Source organism: Mesorhizobium sp. M0800 (assembly GCF_040320095.1).
Taxonomy (GTDB): Bacteria; Pseudomonadota; Alphaproteobacteria; order Rhizobiales; family Rhizobiaceae; genus Mesorhizobium.
This window is the reverse complement of sequence record NZ_JAMYOZ010000025.1, coordinates 1-19,768: the sequence shown is the minus strand read 5'-3', so window position 1 is coordinate 19,768 and position 19,768 is coordinate 1. Positions and strand designations below refer to the sequence as shown.

Annotated in this window: 16 protein-coding genes; 9 read left to right on the top strand and 7 right to left on the bottom strand. The window is 63.4% G+C overall.

Features of this window, described 5'->3' with window-relative positions:
• Window positions 1-40 precede the first annotated feature (40 nt).
• On the top strand, window positions 41-1,012 hold the full coding sequence (locus NKI18_RS24170) for an SDR family oxidoreductase (RefSeq protein ID WP_352619732.1): 972 nt from the start codon (window positions 41-43) through the stop codon (window positions 1,010-1,012).
• A gap of 53 nt (window positions 1,013-1,065) precedes the next feature.
• On the opposite strand, the gene NKI18_RS24165 is transcribed toward NKI18_RS24170, so the two are convergent.
• The 6 genes from NKI18_RS24165 to NKI18_RS24140 all read right to left on the bottom strand — a co-directional run bounded on the left by NKI18_RS24165 (window position 1,066) and on the right by NKI18_RS24140 (window position 9,318).
• Window positions 1,066-1,224, bottom strand: coding sequence for a DUF3309 family protein (locus tag NKI18_RS24165; protein ID WP_023678456.1), 159 nt, complete (start codon window positions 1,222-1,224; stop codon window positions 1,066-1,068).
• 98 nt (window positions 1,225-1,322) lie between these two features.
• Window positions 1,323-4,499, bottom strand: coding sequence for an efflux RND transporter permease subunit (locus NKI18_RS24160; RefSeq protein ID WP_352619733.1), 3,177 nt, complete (start codon window positions 4,497-4,499; stop codon window positions 1,323-1,325).
• A 2-nt stretch (window positions 4,500-4,501) separates the two neighbouring features.
• The gene (locus NKI18_RS24155; RefSeq protein ID WP_352619734.1) at window positions 4,502-5,713 is read right to left on the bottom strand and encodes an efflux RND transporter periplasmic adaptor subunit; all 1,212 of its coding nucleotides are present in this window, start codon (window positions 5,711-5,713) and stop codon (window positions 4,502-4,504) included.
• A gap of 377 nt (window positions 5,714-6,090) precedes the next feature.
• On the bottom strand, window positions 6,091-7,221 hold the full coding sequence (locus NKI18_RS24150) for a patatin-like phospholipase family protein (RefSeq protein ID WP_352619744.1): 1,131 nt from the start codon (window positions 7,219-7,221) through the stop codon (window positions 6,091-6,093).
• Between the two features lie 26 nt (window positions 7,222-7,247).
• Entirely contained in the window at window positions 7,248-8,030 is a 783-nt protein-coding gene (locus NKI18_RS24145) for a 3-hydroxybutyrate dehydrogenase (RefSeq protein ID WP_352619735.1), read from the bottom strand.
• A 199-nt stretch (window positions 8,031-8,229) separates the two neighbouring features.
• Complete coding sequence (locus NKI18_RS24140; RefSeq protein ID WP_352619736.1) at window positions 8,230-9,318, bottom strand: citrate synthase/methylcitrate synthase; 1,089 nt, start codon at window positions 9,316-9,318, stop codon at window positions 8,230-8,232.
• 92 nt (window positions 9,319-9,410) lie between these two features.
• On the opposite strand from NKI18_RS24140, the gene NKI18_RS24135 reads away from it, so the two are divergent.
• A complete protein-coding gene (locus tag NKI18_RS24135; protein ID WP_353020760.1) occupies window positions 9,411-10,559 on the top strand; it encodes a citrate/2-methylcitrate synthase in 1,149 nt (382 codons plus the stop codon).
• 68 nt (window positions 10,560-10,627) lie between these two features.
• Here the strand turns inward: NKI18_RS24135 and phaR are convergent, their stop codons facing one another.
• Window positions 10,628-11,236 carry a polyhydroxyalkanoate synthesis repressor PhaR gene (gene phaR / locus NKI18_RS24130; protein ID WP_023678449.1) on the bottom strand — a complete coding sequence of 203 codons (609 nt, stop codon included), beginning with the start codon at window positions 11,234-11,236 and terminating at the stop codon, window positions 10,628-10,630.
• A 278-nt stretch (window positions 11,237-11,514) separates the two neighbouring features.
• On the opposite strand from phaR, the gene NKI18_RS24125 reads away from it, so the two are divergent.
• The 7 genes from NKI18_RS24125 (at window position 11,515) to NKI18_RS24095 (ending at window position 19,500) form a co-directional block, all read left to right on the top strand.
• Entirely contained in the window at window positions 11,515-12,699 is a 1,185-nt protein-coding gene (locus tag NKI18_RS24125; RefSeq protein WP_352619739.1) for an acetyl-CoA C-acetyltransferase, read from the top strand.
• A 104-nt stretch (window positions 12,700-12,803) separates the two neighbouring features.
• On the top strand, window positions 12,804-13,529 hold the full coding sequence (phbB, locus tag NKI18_RS24120; RefSeq protein WP_352619740.1) for an acetoacetyl-CoA reductase: 726 nt from the start codon (window positions 12,804-12,806) through the stop codon (window positions 13,527-13,529).
• Between the two features lie 32 nt (window positions 13,530-13,561).
• Window positions 13,562-13,861, top strand: coding sequence for a hypothetical protein (locus NKI18_RS24115; RefSeq protein WP_352619741.1), 300 nt, complete (start codon window positions 13,562-13,564; stop codon window positions 13,859-13,861).
• A gap of 397 nt (window positions 13,862-14,258) precedes the next feature.
• Window positions 14,259-17,663 (top strand): helicase-related protein, encoded by a 3,405-nt coding sequence (locus tag NKI18_RS24110; protein WP_352619742.1) that lies wholly within the window; start codon window positions 14,259-14,261, stop codon window positions 17,661-17,663.
• Window positions 17,664-17,675: 12 nt separating this feature from the next.
• On the top strand, window positions 17,676-18,062 hold the full coding sequence (locus tag NKI18_RS24105; protein WP_023680553.1) for an RNA-binding S4 domain-containing protein: 387 nt from the start codon (window positions 17,676-17,678) through the stop codon (window positions 18,060-18,062).
• Window positions 18,063-18,211: 149 nt separating this feature from the next.
• Window positions 18,212-18,550 (top strand): ferredoxin FdxA, encoded by a 339-nt coding sequence (fdxA, locus tag NKI18_RS24100; RefSeq protein ID WP_352619743.1) that lies wholly within the window; start codon window positions 18,212-18,214, stop codon window positions 18,548-18,550.
• A gap of 368 nt (window positions 18,551-18,918) precedes the next feature.
• Window positions 18,919-19,500 (top strand): CarD family transcriptional regulator, encoded by a 582-nt coding sequence (locus NKI18_RS24095; RefSeq protein WP_006327799.1) that lies wholly within the window; start codon window positions 18,919-18,921, stop codon window positions 19,498-19,500.
• The last annotated feature ends 268 nt before the right edge of the window (window positions 19,501-19,768 follow it).

The following is a 19,768-nucleotide window of genomic DNA, read 5'->3' as shown; positions in this document are numbered from 1 at the left end:
GAAATCACATTGGGGTCATACGCAAACATGGAGACAAACAATGACCACGATCGCAATTCTCGGCGCCAATGGCCGCCTCGGCCGCACGGTCGCCAAGGCCTTCCTCGATGCCGGCTACGATGTCCGTGCCATCACCCGCAGCGGCAAGGTGCCGGCCGAGCTCAAAGGCGCTACGGCGATCGCCGGCGACGCGCTCGACCGTGCTACGCTGATCCGCGCCACCGAAGGCGTCGATATCATTTTCAACGGCCTCAACCCGCTCTACACCGACTGGAGCAAATGCCTGCCGATGGCCGAGAATGTGATGGCTGCCTGCCGGGCGAACGGCGCGCTGCATCTCTTCCCGGGCACCGTCTACAATTACGGCTCGCCGATGCCGGCGGTGATCGCCGAAGACACGCCGTTTCGCCCGACGACGGAAAAGGGCCGTATCCGCGTCGCCATGGAGGACCTGTTTCGCCGCGAGGCCGACGCGGGTCGGGTGCGCACGATCCTGCTGCGCGCTGGTGATTTCTTCGGCGGCACCGGCAGCGGATCGTGGTTCGATCTGGTTGTTGCCGCCAAGATGACCAAGGGCGTCTATACCGCCCCCGGGCCGGTCGATCTCGTGCATGAATGGGCCTATTTGCCCGACCTGACCAAGACCTTCGTCGGGCTGGCTGACAATCTCGACAAGCTCGGCTCCTACGAGGCGCTGAACTTTCCTGGCCATGCGGTGACCGATCTGGACATCAAGGCGGCCGCGGAGAAGGCGCTCGGACGCACGCTGAAGCTGACGTCGATGCCGTGGTGGGTGCTGCGCGCCGGCAGCCCGTTCGTGGCGATGTGGCGCGAGATCGTTTCGATGTCCTATCTCCGCTTCGAGCCGCACCGGCTGGTTTCAGACAGGCTGGAAAGCGTTATCGGTACGATCCCGCACACGCCGCTGGAAAATGCAGTGTCGGAAGCGCTTGAGGATATCGGCATCGCCACGATCAAGACGACGCAAAAAGCTGCCCAACAAGGAACTTAAAAAAGGCGGATGGCCTGATGGTCATCCGCCGCTGTTCGGGAGGAAGGTTGCGCTCAGATCCGGCCCATCAACAGCAGCACCAGGACAACGATCAGGATGACGCCGACGATGCCGGATGGTCCGTAACCCCAGGACCGGGAATGCGGCCACGCCGGAACCGCGCCGATCAGAATAAGAATAAGGATAATGATGAGAATGGTGCTGATCGTCATCAGAAAATCCTCGCTTTGAGGTTGCAATGACGGAACAATGCAGAAGGCCGCCCATTGTTCCCGGGCGGCCTTTGCTTGATCAGGACGCGATCCGGACTCTATTCGGCGGCCTTCGGGAAGGCGATCGCCGGTTCGGCACCCAGATCGGCGTCCAGGCCTTTCGACGGGATGTCGGCCTTTCGACGCCCCAACAGGCGACTGAACCAGCCACGACGCGCACCGGGTTTGACCTTGGCGCGAGTGAACACCATCAGCATCGACGGCGTCACCACCAGCGTCAGCACGGTGGCGAAGGACAGCCCGAAGACGATCGCCGAAGACAGCGAAATCCACCATTGCGTCGACGGCGCGTTGATCGTCGTCTCGTGATGGAAGATTTCGAGGCCGAGGCCGAAAGCAATCGGCAGCACGCCGAGGATCGCCGATACCGCCGTCAGCACCACCGGGCGGGCACGCTCGCGGCAGGTCTGCAGAACGGCTTCGTATTTGTCCCAGCCCTCTTCGCGCAACCGGTCATAGGTGTCGATCAGCACGATGTTGTTGTTCACCACCACCCCGGCCAGCGCGATGACACCGATGCCCGACATGACGATGCCGAATGCCTCTCCCGTCAGCAGCAGCCCGAGGAACACGCCGATCGTCGCCATGACCACGCAGGACAGCACCAGCCAGACGCTGGTGAATTTGTTGAACTGCGCCAGAAGCACGATGAAGATCAGGAAGATCGCCGCACCGAAGGCTTTGCTGAGGAAGGCGCCGGCCTCTGCGCTGTCCTCATTCGAACCGGCAAGCTTCCAGCGAATGCCGCTGCCGAGGTTCATGTCGGCGACAGCTTTGGTGACCTCCTGCTGGACGGCAGCCACCTGGGCGCCGGCAGCGACGTTGGCCTGGACGACGACCGTTCGCGCACCGTCGATGCGGTTGAGGATACCGACCGTCGGCTCCGGCTTGCGCACGACGAAGTTCGAGATCGGCACCGAGCCTTGCGCGGTCTGCACCCTGAGTTCGTCGAGCGTTGACAGCGTGCGCCGATCCTCGGGCAGGCGCAGCCTGATGTCGACTGCATCGTCGGCGCCGGCGGGCCGGTATTCGCTGAGCTTCAGCCCGTTGGTCACCAGTTGCACGACCGTCCCGACCGCGGTTGGGCTGATGCCGTACTGCGCCGCCTTGGCGCGATCGACTTCAAGCGCCCAGTCGACGCCGGGCGGCGCCAGGCCGTCGGAAATATCGATGACGCCGGGCACCTTGGCTATGCGCGCGGCGACGGCGCGGGCCTTGTCGTCAAGGCCCTTCGGATCGACGGCCGAAAGCCTGATCTGGATCGGCTTGCCGGTAGGCGGGCCGGCTTCCGGCACGCGAACCTCGACGTCGACACCGGGAATGCCGGCCATCACGCCGCGCAGTTCGTCCAGGATTGAGTTCGCCGATTTACGCTCGCGCCAGTCGACGAATTCGTACTGGATCACGCCAACCACGTCTTCCGGAACATCCTGGCCGCCGCCCTGCGTCTTGCCGACACGGGTATAGACAGACTTCACGCCCGGCCAGCCGAGCAGCCGGTTTTCCGCGGTCTTGGTGGCCGCGTCCATTTCGGCAAGCGAAAGATTGCCGCGGGCGTGGACATAGAGCAGGCCGTAGTCAGGCTCGACATTCGGGAAGAATTCGACGCCGGCGCCGAATTTCGAATAGGCGTAGCCGACGCCGAACAACAGCGCCACAGTGAGGACAAGCACGGTGATGGGATAATGCACCGCCTGCTTGACCACGGCCATGTACCAGCCGTCGCGATTGTCGTCGGGGTGATGGGCCGGCGCCTTGGCAAATATCGCGCCCAGCGTCGGCGCGAAGACCAGCGCATAGAGCATCGAGGCCGAGAGCGTCACGATCAGCGTGATCGGCATGTATTTCATGAAGTCGCCGATGATGCCCGGCCAGAACAACAGCGGCGAGAAGGCGGCAATGCGCGTCATCGTCGCCGCGATGACCGGGCCGGCCATGCGCTTGGCGGCAAGCGCGAACGCTTGCTCCTTCGGCATGCCCTCGCTCATGCGTCGCTCGGCGAATTCGGTGACGATGATGGCGTCGTCGACCAGCATGCCGACCGCCAGGATGAGGCTGAACAGCACGATCATGTTGATCGTGTAGCCCATCATTGCCAGCAACAGGATGCCGATCAGGAAGGACGAGGGGATGGCCAATCCGATCAGCAGCGAGGCACGGCCAGACAGCGCGTAGAGAATGACGATGAACACCAGGATCACGGCGATCATCACGTGGTTCTGCAGGTCGCCGAGCAACTGGTTCACGAAGACGGACTTGTCTTGCGTGTAGGTGACGTGCATGCCCTCCGGCATCGTCTTGATGAAGGCGTCGGACACCTCCCTGACCTTGCCAATCGTATCGATCAGGTTGGAGCCGATGCGCTTCTTCACCTCGATGGCGATCGCCGGCTTGCCGTCGAGGCGGGTGACCGTCTCGGCGTCCTTGAAGGTCGAGCGGATGGTAGCAATGTCCTTGGCCTGCACCACCGCATTGGGGCCGGCGACGACCGGAAGCGCCGCCACATCCTCTGGCGTCTCGATAAGCGACGGCACCTTGACCGCGTATTTGCCCTCGGATCCTTCGATATTGCCGGCGGCGACAAGACTGTTGGAAGCGCCGACCGCACCGATCAACTGGTCGAGCTGCAGCCCGTAGGAAGACAGCTTCATCGGATCGATGACCACTTCGACGAGGTCGTCGCGCGCACCCTGCAGCGAGCCCTCGAGCACGCCAGGCACTTCCTCGATGCGGTCGCGCAGCTCGCGCGCCGCCGCCGTCAGCACGCGCTCGGGCACCTCGCCCGACAGCGTCACGACCAGGACGGGGAACTCGGAGATGTTGACCTCGGAGACCACGGGCTCCTCAGCCGCTTGCGGCAGGTCGGCCTTGCCGTCCTGCACCTTGCTGCGTGTGTCCTGCAGCGCGGTGGCGAGGTCCGTCTGTGGCTGGAATTCAACGAGCACATAACCGCCGCCCTGGAAGGCGGCCGACCGCATCTCCTTCAGGCCCTTCAGGCTCTTCAGCTTGGCTTCCATCGGCCGCAGCAGGAGGCGCTCGGAGTCTTCCGGCGAGATACCCTGGTAGATCAGGCTGACATACATCATCGGAATCGGAACGTCGGGTTCCGCTTCCTTCGGCGTCGACTGGTAGGCGACCGCACCGGCAAGAATGAGAAAGACCAGGACCGCAATGGTCAGCCGGGCATTGCTGATAGCAAGTTTGACGATGTCCATGATTACTGCGTCCCGGCCGTCGCTTCGCCCAACAGCTTTTGGATGGTCGCCTGGTCGGCTGCGACCGGCTTGACCACCTCGCCTTCCTTCACCAGCTCCTGGCCGGCGACGATGATGCGGGCGTCGGCCGCAATGCCGCCGAGCACCAGGCCGGTTGGCGTGTCGTCGACCAGATCGATCGGGAAGAACACGACCTTGTCATCCTTGTCGACGGCGCGGATGCCGAGGTCGCCCTTGTCGCCGAGCGTCACCACCGATCGCGGCAGCATCACGGCGTCGGTCGGCTGGGCGCTGAGCGCAATTTCTGCCGTCATGCCGGCCGGTACGGACCCATCGGCGTTGGGGATGGCGACTTCGACCCGAAAGGTACGGGTTGCCGAAGATGCATCCCGGCTGATGTAGCGCACCGTACCCTTGACGGTCTGGCCACTGACCAGGCGCACATTGGCTTCGTCACCGATCTTCAGATAGCCGAGATCGCGTTCGCTGACTTCGCCGCGGGCGATCACCGGATCGAGCTTGAGAATGGTCGCCACCTCGCCGCCCTGCATGACGGAACTGCCAAGCTCCACCGGCACCCGGTCGATGACGCCGTCGAAGGGCGCCTTCACCTCGTTGCGGTCGAGCTCGGCTTGCGCGGCGTCCAGTTGCGACTTGGCCAGCGTCAGGTTGGAACGGGCCGTATCGAGCTGCAGCTTGGGCAGATTGCCGGTTTTCATCAGCCGCAGGGCCGCAGCCAGCTCGGCCTCACGTTGCACGACAAGCTGCTTGGCGTTGTCGACCGCCGAGATCTTTTCCTCGGCGGCAAGCATCAGGATGAGGTCGCCGGTCTTGACGTGCTGACCCTGCTTGACCGGCAGCTTGTCGATGACGCCAGCGACGCGTGTCGCCAGGACGGCGCGCTTGTCGGCTTCGGTCAGTCCGGAAATGCGGATAGCGCGTGCATAGGTGCGCCGCGGCGGGGTTATGACCGCGACCGTGCGTAACGGCGCCTTGGGCTGTTCCGCCTCGGCAGTCCCCGGCTTGGCAGCCCCCTGTTTGCCAGTTTGGGGCTTGCCTGCGTCGGCTGTTTTGGGCTGCTCGACCTCTCCTGCCTTGGGCTTGTTGTCGGCGGACGCGCTGCCGACGGACGAGAACTCGCCTGTCGCCATCCAGCCGGCGAAACCGATGAGCACAACAATGGCTGCAAGCTTGTGAAACCTGAATTTCGGCATCGTTATTGTTCCAGTGCGCGGGGTTCGGCCAGGCCGCATCTTCTACTTGGGGCGCGTCGCCGATATGGGTGCGCGCGAGGCCGTATTCAAATTGCCGTGATCGGCGAAGCGCGCTTCTACCTCAAAGTTGCGGCGCAATATAGTCAGAAAAGTTGATGGATTGTTGCTTTGTCCGCAAGATGCGGCTGCAGCATCGGCTGTTGATCGCCAAAACAGCGGTATGGCAGCAAGTGTCAGGATGATTGGACAGATTGCGATGTCATCTGCTTTGCGGAGGAGCCAGACAAATCCAGGAAAAGTGTGAAACGGTTTTCCGTCGGAATTGCGTCAAAACAAAAAGATAGAGCGGTTCGGCGTTTCCGAAACGATGAACCCTTCTAGGCCGGACGGCGGGCGGCCTCGGGCTGCTTGCGCGCCGCAAGAAATTCCTTGACCCGCCGGCCCGGCGCCGGCCCGCGCACCGGCTTCAAGCCGTCGTCGAGTTCGCCGGACAGATCGATCGTCGGCCGCTTGCCGACGGCGTCATAATTTTCTTCCAGCCAATCACTGGCTGCGGTGCGGCCGAGGTCGCGCAGATAGGCAAGGAACGCCCATTCGGCATTGACCTTGGACGATGCCGACAAATCCTTGAACGCTTCGTCGGCATCGATGCGGTGCATGCGGATGTCGCGATATTCGCCGTGCGGCAATCGGCCGGCGGCGATCAGTTCCTTGACGAAGGCGATCGAGCGGAATTCGCGCAACAGCCCGGCGTTGAAGGTGATCTCGTCGATGCGGTTCTGGATCTCATTGGCGCTCTTCGGCGTCCCCTCGCGGACTACCGGATTGATCTGCACCAAAAGCACGTCCTCGGTGGCCGCCGTCTTGAAGAACGGGAACAGTGCCGGGTTGCCGCCATAACCGCCATCCCAATAGGGCACGCCCTTGATCTCGACGGCACGGAACAATTGCGGCAAGCAGGCCGACGCCATCACCGTGTCGAGGTCGATCTCGCCGTCCGAGAAGACCCGCAACTGGCCGGTCTCGACGTTGGTAGCGGAAATGAACAGTTCCATCGACTTGCAGGCGCGCACATTGTCGAAATCGATCTCACGTTCGACCACGTCGCGCAGCGGATTGATGGCGAGCGGATTGGCGACATAGGGCGAATATACCCGAGACATCGTATCGAACAGGAAATAGCCGGGCGTGTTCTCGATCGACCAATTGCCCCAGGCGATGTCCCAAGGCATGCGCTGTACCGGGCTGAAGCGGCCCTTTGCCGCCACCGCACGCCAGAAATCGTCGAGCTTCCGCCGCGCGCCCTCGACACCGCCGCGGACAAAGCCGTCGGCCAGCGCCACGGCATTCATGGCGCCGGCACTGGTGCCCGAAACCGCCGTTATGTCGAGGCGCCCGTCCTCGAGCAGCCGATCGAGCACGCCCCAGGAAAACGCCCCATGCGAGCCGCCGCCTTGCAGCGCGACATTGATCTTCTTTGGCTCTTCCGCCTTGCCATTTTTCGGCATGGCGTGGCCCTTGACCGCTGGAAGCCTCACTGAGCGGTCCAGCCGCCATCGACAGAGATGTGCGTGCCGTTGATCTGCGCCGCCGCATCCGAGCATAGGAACACCGCGGCCGCCGCAACCTGCTCGACGGTGACGAACTCCTTGGTCGGCTGCTTTTCGAGCATGACCTCACGGACCACCGTCTCGCGGTCCATCTTGTTGGCCTTCATCTGGTCGGGGATCTGCGCCTCGACCAGCGGCGTCAGCACATAGCCGGGACAAATGGCATTGCAGGTGATCTTGTCGCGCGCCAGCTCCAGGGCGACAGTCTTGGTCAGGCCCAGAATGCCATGCTTGGCCGAGACATAGGCCGACTTGAAGGGCGAGGCGACAAGGCCGTGGGCCGAGGCGACGTTGACGATCCGGCCGCCACCGGCCTGTTTCATCAATGGGATGGCGGCTGCGATGGTGTGGAAGGCCGATGACAGGTTGATGGCGATGATCGCATCCCATTTCTCGATCGGGAAGCTTTCGACCGGCGCGACATGCTGGGTGCCGGCGTTGTTGACCAGGATGTCGACCGAGCCGAATGCCTCGGCTGCCTTCGCCACCAAAGCCCGGCACTCGGCCGGCCTCGACATATCGGCCTTGACGTAGACAGTCTTCACGTCGTGGTGCTTCGCGATCGCGTCGGCGATGGCGTGATCGGCGGCGGTGTCGGAAAAGGAATTGACGACGACGTTGCAGCCTTCGGCCGCGAGCGCGTGGGCAATGGCCAGGCCGATGCCCGAGGTGGAACCGGTGACGATGGCGGTTTTTCTGGCGGTCAAGGCTGGCTATTCCTTTGAAATGGGTTCTCGCGGAACCATGTTGCACTGCAGCATATAGGTTCTCTGCCATCCAAGAACAGCGGATGCGTGGAGCAATGACATGAAATTTTTGTCATGTAGACCTCTCTCGTCCCGACGAGAGAGGTGTCCGGCACCGGCTGTTGCGACCGGTTTTCGCAAGTATGCGAGGGAAAAATCCTCAGGCGACGAGGTCTGGGACCGGCCCGATATAGCGCGACTGCGGCCGGATCAGCCGTCCGCTCGTCTGCTGCTCGCGCGCATGGGCAATCCAGCCGGCGACGCGCCCGGCAGCAAAGACGTTGGTGAACGCCTCTTTCGGAAAGCCCGCCGCTTCCAGCAGGAGCGCTGTGAAGAACTCGACGTTGGTCTGGAGCGAGCGTGACGGCTTGGCGATGCGGAGCACTTCGAGCGCCGCGTGCTCCACGCTTTCGGCAAAGGCCAGCCGGTGGCCGGCTTCGCCCTTGGCGCCGAGCTGCCGCACCACCGCTTTCAGCACGTCGGCACGCGGATCGCGCACACGATAGATGCGATGCCCGAAGCCCATGATGCGGCGGCCACGCGCGATCTCGCCACGCAGCCAGCCGGCGGCGTCGCCATGCGCCTCGATCGCATCCAGCATCTCGATCACCGGACCTGGCGCGCCGCCATGCAGCGGCCCCTTGAGCGCTCCGAGCCCGGCCAGCACCGCCGAAGTAAGCCCGGCCTGCGTCGAAGCGACCACGCGCGCGGCGAAGGTCGATGCGTTGAGGCCGTGGTCGCAAACCGTCACGAGATAGGCATCGAGCGCCTTCGCCAATTTAGGCGAGGCCACAATGCCGGTCAGCATCCGCAGCATGTCGGCTGCATGATCGGCCTTGCTATCAGGCGCAATCGGGCTTTCGCCGCGCTGCAAGCGCAGCAAGGCCGGCGTCAGCACGGCAGGTGCCGCAACCAGCCGCAGCGCGTCCGACAATTTGTCACCATCCGGCAGCAGGGCAATACCGGCGCGCATCGCGCTGTAGATATCGACGGATGCGAGAAACGGCAGCAAGGGTGTGATCTGCTCGAACACTTCGCTGCGCGCCCGACCGATCGCGTTCGCCAGCTCCCTGCCGTCGGGAAGATCGTCGAAAAAGCCGTCGAACAGCAGATGAACCACCTCGGCGTATTTCCAGCGGCCTGCCAGTTCGGGCAACGAATGGCCCCGGATGGTCAGGCGGCCACCAAGACCGTCAACATCGGAGAGCACCGTTTCCGCCGCCACCACATCATCGAGCCCATTCGCCATTGGTTTTCTCCTTGACCCTTTCCGGGTGGTAGATAAGGGTTGGTGACTGGACCATCAATCTTGATCAACGGAATCAACATGACAAGGCTGACATGACGGAGTGGCTGACGCGGGACGAAGCCCTGGAGCGTCTCAAGGTGCGAGCCCAGACCCTCTATGCCTATGTCAGCCGCGGACGCATCGGCGTGCGGCCGGACCGGGCGGATCCACGCCGCAGCCAGTATCGGGCCGACGACATCGCGGCGCTGGCGAGCCGCCGGGCTCGTGGCCGAAATCCCCAGGCAATCGCCGAAAGTGCAATTGCCTGGGGTGAGCCGGCGATCGCCACCACGATCTCGACCGTTTTGCATGGCCGCCTTGTCTATCGCGGCCAGGATGCGGTTGCTCTCTGCGAGGCTGCCACGCTGGAGCAGACGGCAAACCTGCTTTGGGCATCTGGCGCACCAATGTCGTTCGTCTCGGCGAGCCGCCATGGCAACGGCGCAACTGGCCGGCCGGCTGCCTTCGCGGAATTGGCCGCGTTGGCGGCCAACGGCCGGCCTTCGCTCGGCCGAAGATCGGCTTCGCTCAACCACGATGCGGCCGGCGCCATCGCCGCTTTGGCCCAGGCGCTCGGCGCGATTCCCGGAACTGGTGCCGTGCACGAAAGGCTGGCGCGGGGATGGTCGCTCGATGCGGCCGGCGCAGACTTGATCCGCCGCTCACTGGTGCTGTTGGCCGATCACGAATTGAACGCATCGACCTTCGCCGCACGGGTCGCCGCGTCCACCGGCGCACCTGTTTCGGCCTGCCTGCTTGCCGGCCTCGCCACGCTCTCCGGGCCGCGCCATGGCGGCGCCGCGGAGGCGGTCATGATGCTGGCCGAAGATGCGCAGAGATTGGGGCCGGATGCGGCTGTCGGACGCTGGCTCGGTCACGACAGGCCGCTGCCCGGATTTGGCCATCCGTTTTATCCCGACGGCGATCCGCGTGCGGAACCGTTGCTGGCAGCGATAGATGTCGATGATGGGCTGTTACGGCTTTGCGATGCGGCCTTTGCGGCAACGGGCATGCGCCCGAACGTCGATTTCGCTTTGGCCGCGCTGACGCGCAGCCTCCGTTTGCCGTCCGATGCGCCGTTCCGCCTGTTCGCGCTCGGCCGCAGCATCGGCTGGGCCGCGCATGCCGTGGAGCAGGTGACGAGCAGCGGCCTGATCCGGCCACGCGCCCGCTACAAGGGACCGCTGCCGGAGCAGCTCTAGCCGCGCTGCTTGCGAAGTCTCAGCGGCACCTGAAGGAAGGTTCGACGCTGCACTTCGCCAGCCGGCAGTCAGGACATCGTGTCGAGCTTGCGCTGCATCGCGGCGATCTGCTCCTTCAGCTCCTGAAGGTCGTCGGGTTTTTCCGGCGTTTCCTTCCTGGCCGGTTCGGCCGGCGCTGCTGCCGGCGCCGAGCCCGCGGGCGGGAACGGCGTGAACAGCCGCATGGCGTTCTGGAACATTTCCATGTTGCGCCGCGTCTGCTCCTCCAGCACCTTGATTGGTGTCGCGATCTTCATCATGTCCATCGGCGACTTGCCGAGCGCATCTTTCATCTGCTCGCGAAAGCGTTCCTGCTCCTTAGAGAAGGCCAGCATCGACTGCTCGAGAAAGCTCGGCACGATCATCTGCATCTGGTCGCCGTAATAGGCGATAAGCTGACGCAGGAACGGGATCGGCAGCATGTTCTGCCCGTCCTTGTTCTCCAGCTCGAAGATGATCTGGGTCAGTACCGGATGCGTGATGTCGTCACCGGTCTTGGCGTCCTGGACAGTAAAGTCCTCGCCTCTTTTGACCATTTCAGCGAGATCCTCGAGCGTCACATAGGTGCTGGTGCCCGTATTGTAGAGACGGCGATTGGCATATTTCTTGATAACAATAGGTTCGTCTTTTGCGGCCATCTGCATCCTCCCCGGACACCGGGCAGCTTAAGTAAGCCGCCGGTAACGATTGCGCCTTTTTAAAGGATATGCGCAAAAGCGTCATGAATCCAAGCAGTTTGTGCAGTGCGAGAACATTTTATGCTGCGCAGCACGGACGGGCCGCCGTTGCAGCGACGGGCGGCATGCTTGCGGCAGTGGGACGCCATGCCCATTTCGGGTTTGACTCGGGTTGTGGAAAGGGCAAGAAAAGTCCCCGACGGCACCCGAAATCGTTCCCCGAAAGCCTGGAGAAGAACATGTCCGCTTCCAACGCCATCGTTGTCGCCAATGCAGCGCGCACGCCCGTCGGCTCCTTCAACGGCGCCTTCGCCAACACCCCAGCCCATGAATTGGGTGCCGTCGCCGTCAGGGAAGCGCTGGTCCGTGCCGGCGTCGACGGCAAGGAGGTGGACGAGGTCATCCTCGGCCAGATCCTGACCGCGGCTCAAGGGCAGAACCCGGCGCGGCAGGCGGCAATGGCTGCCGGCGTACCGCAGGAGGCGACCTCCTGGGGCCTGAACCAGCTCTGCGGCTCCGGCTTGCGCGCCATCGCGCTCGGCATGCAGCAGATAGCCCAGGGCGACGCGAGGATCATCGTTGCCGGCGGCCAGGAATCGATGTCGATGGCTCCGCATGCGCAACATCTGCGCGGTGGCGTCAAGATGGGCGACTTCAAGCTGATCGACACCATGATAAAGGACGGCCTGACCGATGCCTTCTACGGCTATCATATGGGCAACACCGCGGAGAACGTCGCTCGCCAGTTCCAGATCACCCGCGACGACCAGGACCAGTTCGCACTGGCTTCCCAGAACAAGGCCGAGGCCGCGCAGAAAGCCGGAAAATTCAATGACGAGATCGTTGCCTTTACAGTCAAGGGCAGGAAGGGTGACACAGTAGTCGACCAGGATGAATACATCCGCCACGGCGCGACAATCGATGCCATGACCAAGCTCAAGCCCGCCTTCGACAAGGAAGGCACGGTAACTGCTGCCAATGCTTCCGGCATCAACGACGGCGCCGCCGCCGTGGTGCTGATGACCGAAGCGGAAGCCGCAAGGCGCGGCATCACACCGCTGGTGCGTATCGTTTCCTGGGCGACCGCCGGTGTCGACCCGCAGATCATGGGGACGGGACCGATCCCCTCCTCGCGCAAGGCGCTGGCCAAGGCCGGCTGGTCGGTCGGCGACCTCGATCTGGTCGAAGCCAACGAAGCCTTTGCCGCGCAGGCCTGCGCCGTCAACAAGGACATGGGCTGGGATCCGGCCATCGTCAACGTCAATGGCGGCGCCATCGCCATCGGCCATCCGGTCGGCGCCTCGGGCGCCCGCATCTTCAACACGCTGGTCTACGAAATGCGCCGCAGAGGTGCCAAGAAAGGTCTTGCCACGCTGTGCATCGGCGGCGGCATGGGTGTTGCCATGTGCGTGGAAGCATTGTGATGAGATAAGCGATACGAATAGGATGCTGGCGCAAAGCGAGTAGGGAATAGAGGGCAAACCCCACCGCTTCAACGCTCAGTCATCTGCATTTCCCGGGAGGACATATGACAAAGGTTGCAATCGTCACAGGCGGGTCGCGCGGCATCGGCGCGGCGATATCGGTCGCCTTGAAAAGCGCCGGCTATTCGGTCGCCGCAAACTACGCCGGCAATGAGGAAGCGGCGGCAAAGTTCAAGGCCGCGACCGGCATCCCGGTCTATAGATGGTCGGTCGCCGACTACGAGGCCTGCGCCGCCGGCATCAAACAGATAGAGGCCGATCTCGGTCCCGTCTCGGTGCTGGTCAACAATGCCGGCATCACTCGCGACGCGATGTTCCACAAGATGACGCGCGAGCAATGGAAGGAGGTCCTCGACACCAACCTTTCCGGCGTCTTCAACATGACGCATCCATTGTGGGGCGGCATGCGCGACCGCAAGTTCGGTCGCATCATCACCATCTCCTCGATCAACGGCCAGAAAGGCCAGGTCGGCCAGGTCAATTATTCGGCCTCGAAGGCCGGCGATATCGGCTTCACCAAGGCGCTGGCCCAGGAAGGCGCGCGCGCCGGCATCACCGTCAACGTCATTTGCCCCGGCTACATCGCCACCGAGATGGTCAAGGCAATGGACGAGAAGGTCCTCAACGAGCGCGTCATCCCGCACATCCCGGTGGGCCGTCTCGGCGAGCCGGAGGAAATCGCGCGCTGCGTCGTCTTCCTCGCTTCCGACGATGCCGGTTTCATCACCGGCTCGACCATATCAGCCAATGGCGGCCAGTACATCGCCTGATCGTTTATCTTTACGTTGAGACAGATACGCGCTTGGACGAACGGGCCTGCAAAACGGCCCGTTTCTATAGCGGTCTTCCCGTTGCAAGATCTCGATGCGGCACGCTGCCCCAATCCGGCACGCAAAGGTTAACGGCCGCTGCGCAGCCTATGCAAAAACCGCCCGGCAGCCTGTGGATTCTCGGTGGAAAAGCTGTTCACAACACAACATGTTGCGGTGAACAAACCAAGAAACTTTGCCCATCGCTGATTCGTCGCCGATTCGTTCCGGCTTTGAGCGGAACGTTAACGGCGAGTGCTGAAAACACCATTGAAATGATTAAAGCGCGTTAGGAAACATCAATAATTTCATAACGTTGTGCGAAGCAGATTGGCCGGCCACGACCATTCACCGGCAAAGGTTAACCGCAGTGCTCGCTTGGATGCCGCTTGCATAAATCGGGCCAGTTTCCGTGATTCAGCATGTGGTGAGATTCGCCGAAAGAAAACCCAGATGTAGCCGTGAACAAACCCTGAATCAGCGCGAGTCAGTGATTCGTCGCTGATTCGTTCCAGACTCGTTCCAACTGTTAATCGGGAACAGATTTGAGGCTCGAACGAACCAATCGGCCTGCCCTCGGCACATTCCGCTTTCGCTTCGCGCCCGAAATCCCTATGTGTCGCCTGTCATACGCGGCCAATATGGGCGCGCTCCCGACAATGCGAGGCGGAGAGCCTTATTTCCAGGCCGATGAACATCCATCCGAAACACACTGAACCGCTGATCCTGTCGGGTCGAGACGTGACGGCCGTGCTCGGCCCGACCAACACCGGCAAGACCCATCTCGCGATCGAGCGCATGGTGGCGCACGAAAGCGGCGTCATCGGCCTGCCGCTCAGGCTGCTTGCCCGCGAGGTCTATACGCGCGTCTGCGAGAAGGTCGGCGCCCATAAGGTTGCGCTCATCACCGGCGAGGAAAAGATCCAGCCGGCGGGCGCGAAATACTCGGTCTGCACCGTGGAAGCGATGCCGCGCGAGACCGACGCCGCCTTCGTTGCCATCGACGAGGTCCAGCTCGCCGGCGATCTCGAACGCGGCCACATCTTCACCGATCGCATCCTGCATCTACGCGGCCGCCAGGAGACGCTGCTGCTGGGTGCGGCCACCATGCACGGCATCCTGCAGCGCCTGCTGCGGGGCGTGTCGGTGGTGACCCGGCCACGCCTGTCGCATCTTGCCTATGTCGGCTCGAAGAAGCTGACCCGCCTGCCGCGGCGCACCGCGATCGTCGCCTTCTCGGCCGACGAGGTCTATGCTATCGCCGAGCTGATCCGCCGCCAGCAGGGCGGTGCCGCCGTCGTGCTCGGCGCACTCAGCCCGCGCACCCGCAACGCCCAGGTGGCGCTGTTCCAGTCGGGCGACGTCGACTACCTCGTCGCCACCGACGCCATCGGCATGGGCCTCAACCTCGACCTCGACCACGTCGCCTTCGCCCAGAATCGCAAATTCGACGGCTACCAGTACCGCAACCTGACGGCGGCCGAGCTCGGCCAGATTGCCGGCCGCGCCGGCCGGCATCTGCGCGACGGCACCTTCGGCGTCACCGGCCAGGTCGATCCGCTGGATGATGAACTGGTCAACAAGATCGAGGCGCATGATTTCGATCCGGTGAAAGTGCTGCAGTGGCGTACCGCGCATTTCGATTTCGCCAGCCTCGATGCGCTGAAGCGCTCGATCGAGACCAACGCCCCGGTAGAAGGCCTGACGCGCGCACTGCCGGCAGTAGACGCGCAGGCGCTCGAGCATCTGTCGCGCGACGAGGACATCCGGGCACTCACCACCGATGCCAGGCGCGTGGCGCTGCTGTGGGAAGCCTGCGCGCTGCCCGACTACAGGAAGATCGCGCCGGCCCAGCATGCCGACTTGATCGCCTCCATCTACATGGACCTTGCCAGGCACGGCCATGTCGACGAGAACTACATGGCCGAGCAGGTGCGCCGTGCCGACACCACCGAAGGCGACATCGACACGCTGTCGCACAGGATTGCCCAGATCCGCACATGGACCTTCGTCTCCAACCGGCCCGGCTGGCTGGCCGATCGGGCACACTGGCAGGAAAAGACGCGCGAAATCGAAGACAGATTGTCGGATGCGCTGCATGAGCGGTTGACGAAACGTTTTGTAGACCGCAGGACTTCGGTCCTCATGCGGCGCCTTAGAGAAAACACGATGCCTGAAGCCGAAATCAGCCCAACCGGAACCGTCCTCGTCGAAGGCCATCACGTCGGCGAGTTGCAAGGTTTCCGCTTCACCGCCGACCAGAGCGCCGGCGGCGAGGATGCCAAGGCGGTGCGGGCGGCGGCGCAGAAGGCGCTTGCCGCCGAGTTCGAGGCGCGGGCCGAGCGTTTCGGCGCCTCTGCCAATGGCGACATTGCGCTGGGTTCGGATGGCACGCTGCGCTGGATCGGCGCCCCGATCGGCACGTTGGTTGCCGGCGAAGACGCTTTGAAGCCGCGTCTCGTTCTGCTCGCCGACGAGCAACTCACCGGCCCGGCCCGCGACAAGGTTGCGGCGCGCGCCGAGCGCTTCGTCAATTTCCAGATCGAATCCCTGCTGAAGCCGCTGGTCGACCTCAAGAATGCGGAGCAGATCACCGGCATAGGCCGCGGCATTGCTTTCCAGCTCGTCGAGCATTTCGGCCTCATCAACCGTCGCGACATCGCCGACGAGATGAAATCCCTCGACCAGGAAGGCCGCGCGGCGCTTCGCCGTCTCGGCGTGCGCTTCGGCGCCTACCATGTCTTCGTGCCGGCGCTGATCAAGCCGGCGCCGGCCGGGTTGATAACGCTGCTGTGGGCGCTGAGGAACGACGGCAAGGACAAGCCCGGCTTCGGCGATGTCGTCCACGCACTGGCCTCCGGCCGCACCTCGGTGGTCATCGATCCGACCTTCGACAAGACCTTCTACAAGCTGGCGGGCTACCGCAATCTTGGCCGGCGTGCTGTACGCGTCGATATTCTCGAGCGGCTGGCCGACCTGATCCGGCCGGCGACCAACTGGAAGCCGGGCCTCGGGCCTCGCCCCGACGGCGCCTATGACGGCCAGTCCTTCATGGTCACGCCGCCGATGATGTCGATCCTCGGCGCCACCGCCGACGACATGGAAGAGATCCTGAAGGGTCTCGGCTATCGCGCCGATGCCAAACCGGCGGCCGAGGTCAAGGCGCGGCTCGACGCACAGGACAATACCGCGCGTGAAGCTGCCGCTGCAAAGCAGGCGGCGGAAGAGGCAACGCGAGTCGAGCAGGCTAGGATGGCGGAAGCGGCTGCCACGGCAGAGCCGCCGGCGGAGCCGTCCGAGCCCGTGTCGGAAGCGGCCCCTATGGCGGAGGCTGCGGCCGAAGCCGTGACCGAAGCTGCGGCAGAGCCTGTCGCGGAAGACCAGCCGCAAGCGCCAATCGAAGTCACGCAGGAGACCCGGCCCGCCGCCGAAGCGACTGCTGAAGCGCCTGCGGAACCAGCGGCCGAGCCAACGGCGGAACTTGGGGCGGAAACTGAGGCTGCGGCACCGGCAGAACCGCCGGTTTCAGACACTACGGAAGCATCGCCGGCCGAACCTGCAGCGACGGCAGGAGCCGTCGCCGGCGAAGCTGCTCCAGAAGCCGAGGAGCCAAAACCCATCCTGTTATGGCGGCAGGGTCGTTTCGACCAGCGCCCGCGTCATCGCCAGCATGACAACCGCCCCCGGGACAATCATCGGGACAATCGCGCGCGCAATGGTCAAGCTGCGCCGGACAGCCGCAGCGATGCGCCGGTAGATGCCGGCGGGCAACCGACGCCGGGCGACCGGCCCGCCCGTCAAGGGCGCCACGATCAGCGCGACGGCGCCGGCAAGCCGCGCTTCGATCGCAGCAAGTTCAAGCCGAGGCCGCAAGGCGAGGCGGCAGATCAGCGCGCCGGCAAGCCGCAAGGTGAACGCCCGGACCGGCGCGAAAACCGGCCCGACTGGAAGGCTGGCCGGCAGGACGGCAAAGGCGGCGCACAAGGCGCAAAGCCGGCGTTCCCGCCAAAGCCGCGTGAGGAGCGCCCGGTCCGCTTCGACCCGGACTCGCCTTTCGCCAAGCTCGCCGCGTTGCGCGACCAGCTGAAGAAGTAGGCTGCTCGTCCGATGGTCACTGATGCCCGCCAGCGCATCGACAAGTGGCTGTTCTTCTCGCGCGCGGTAAAATCGCGCACGCTGGCAGCCAAGCTGGTTGTCGCCGGACGCGTCCGCATCAATCGCGACAAAGCAGCGCAGGCCTCCGATACGGTCCGGCCGGGCGACGTTTTGACCATCACGCTGGAGCGGCGGATCTTCGTCTGGAAAGTCCTTGGCACCGGCGTACGGCGTGGCCCGGCCGAAGAGGCCCGCCTGCTCTACGAGGACATGTCGCCGCCCCCCGCGCCCAAGGGCGAGGCGCTTCCGGATGCGGTGCCGCCGTTGCGCGAGGCCGGCAGCGGTCGCCCGACGAAGAAGGAACGCCGCCAGACCGACCACCTGCTCGGCGACGATTGAGCAAAGGTCGAACGCCCGCTTTGCCGGCCTTCCGGAATTCCATTCCGGAAACCGCGGCCCCGCTGGCAGGGGCCGCCCTTGCCACCAGCGGACAAAGGCGTTACCTCACCAAAAAAGCCCAATAAAATGGGACGTCCCGGAGCCGACCAATGACCTATGTCGTGACCGACAATTGCATAAAATGCAAATACATGGACTGCATCGAGGTCTGTCCGGTCGACTGCTTCTACGAAGGTGAGAACATGCTCGTCATCCACCCGGACGAGTGCATCGATTGCGGCGTCTGTGAACCGGAATGCCCGGCCGACGCGATCAAGCCCGACACCGAGTCGGGCCTCGACAAATGGCTGCAGATCAACACCGAATATGCCGAGAAATGGCCCAACATCACCGCCAAGAAGGAGCCGCCGGCCGACGCTAAAAATTTCGATGGCGAAACTGGCAAGTTCGAGAAATATTTCTCCGCCGAGCCCGGCGAAGGCGACTGACGAGCCTGCCGGCTGCGGCGGCCTGACGCCGCGTAACAGACGTGATACATTAACTGCCTTGACAGGCGGCGACGGCGCGTGGCCTTCGCGCGTGCAGCAAAACCTTGATTCTTCCGACTTTTTGTGTTACATCAACCAAACATGCCGGTGACACAACGTCGATTTATGGCGCAAACGCCCCAAATCACTGAAAGGTGAATTTCTCAATCCGGACCAGAGCGATCTGGGGCAGGCGGTCGCAATGTTGCGATGTGCCGGTCCTGGCCTTTCCGGTGAGTTCATCGTTGTGTGGCTAAGGACCGGTCACCCCGGTCGCACGAGTTCGGGCCGGCACGATGCCGGTACCACAACAAGGAGTTCAGGGCGTAATGGCAACGATCACCCCGCAGAAGAAGTCCACCGCAGCGCGCCACGGTTTCAAGACCGGCGAGTACATCGTCTATCCGGCGCATGGTGTCGGCCAGATCGTCTCGATCGATGAGCAGGAAGTCGCGGGCCACAAGCTGGAGCTGTTCGTCATCGACTTCCAGAAGGACAAGATGCGCCTCAAGGTGCCGGTCGCCAAGGCGACCTCGATCGGCATGCGCAAGCTGTCGGAAGAGGATTATGTCGAGCGCGCGCTGAAGGTCGTGCAGGGCCGCGCCCGCGTCAAGCGCACCATGTGGTCACGCCGCGCCCAGGAATATGATGCCAAGATCAACTCCGGCGATCTGATCTCGATCTCGGAAGTGGTGCGCGACCTTTACCGCGCCGATAACCAGCCGGAGCAGTCCTATTCCGAGCGCCAGCTCTACGAGGCGGCGCTTGACCGCATGGCCCGCGAGATCGCGGCCGTCAACCGCATGTCGGAGACCGAAGCAGTGCGCCTCATCGAGGTGAACCTCAATAAGGGCCCCAAGCGCGGCGCCAAGGCCGACAACGAGGAAGCCGAGCAGGAAGAAGCCGCCTGAGCTTTTCTCGTCTTCGAATTCACAAAAAACCCGGCCTCGCGCCGGGTTTTTTATTTTTTGGACCGCCCTCGGCGAAGCGTAGGCTGAAGCCAGCGAACATTATCGATGGGCCTGATCTCTCACCAGCAATCAAATAAGTTGGGAAAACCCTGCCCCGATACTTGTGCTAGAGCGGTTCCTGATTTGACGGAATCGAAGGGGATTCCGGATCAGTCGGTTTTGTGATTCAAGATGCTGGCTGGAGTGGAGGCCAGCATCGGATGACGCG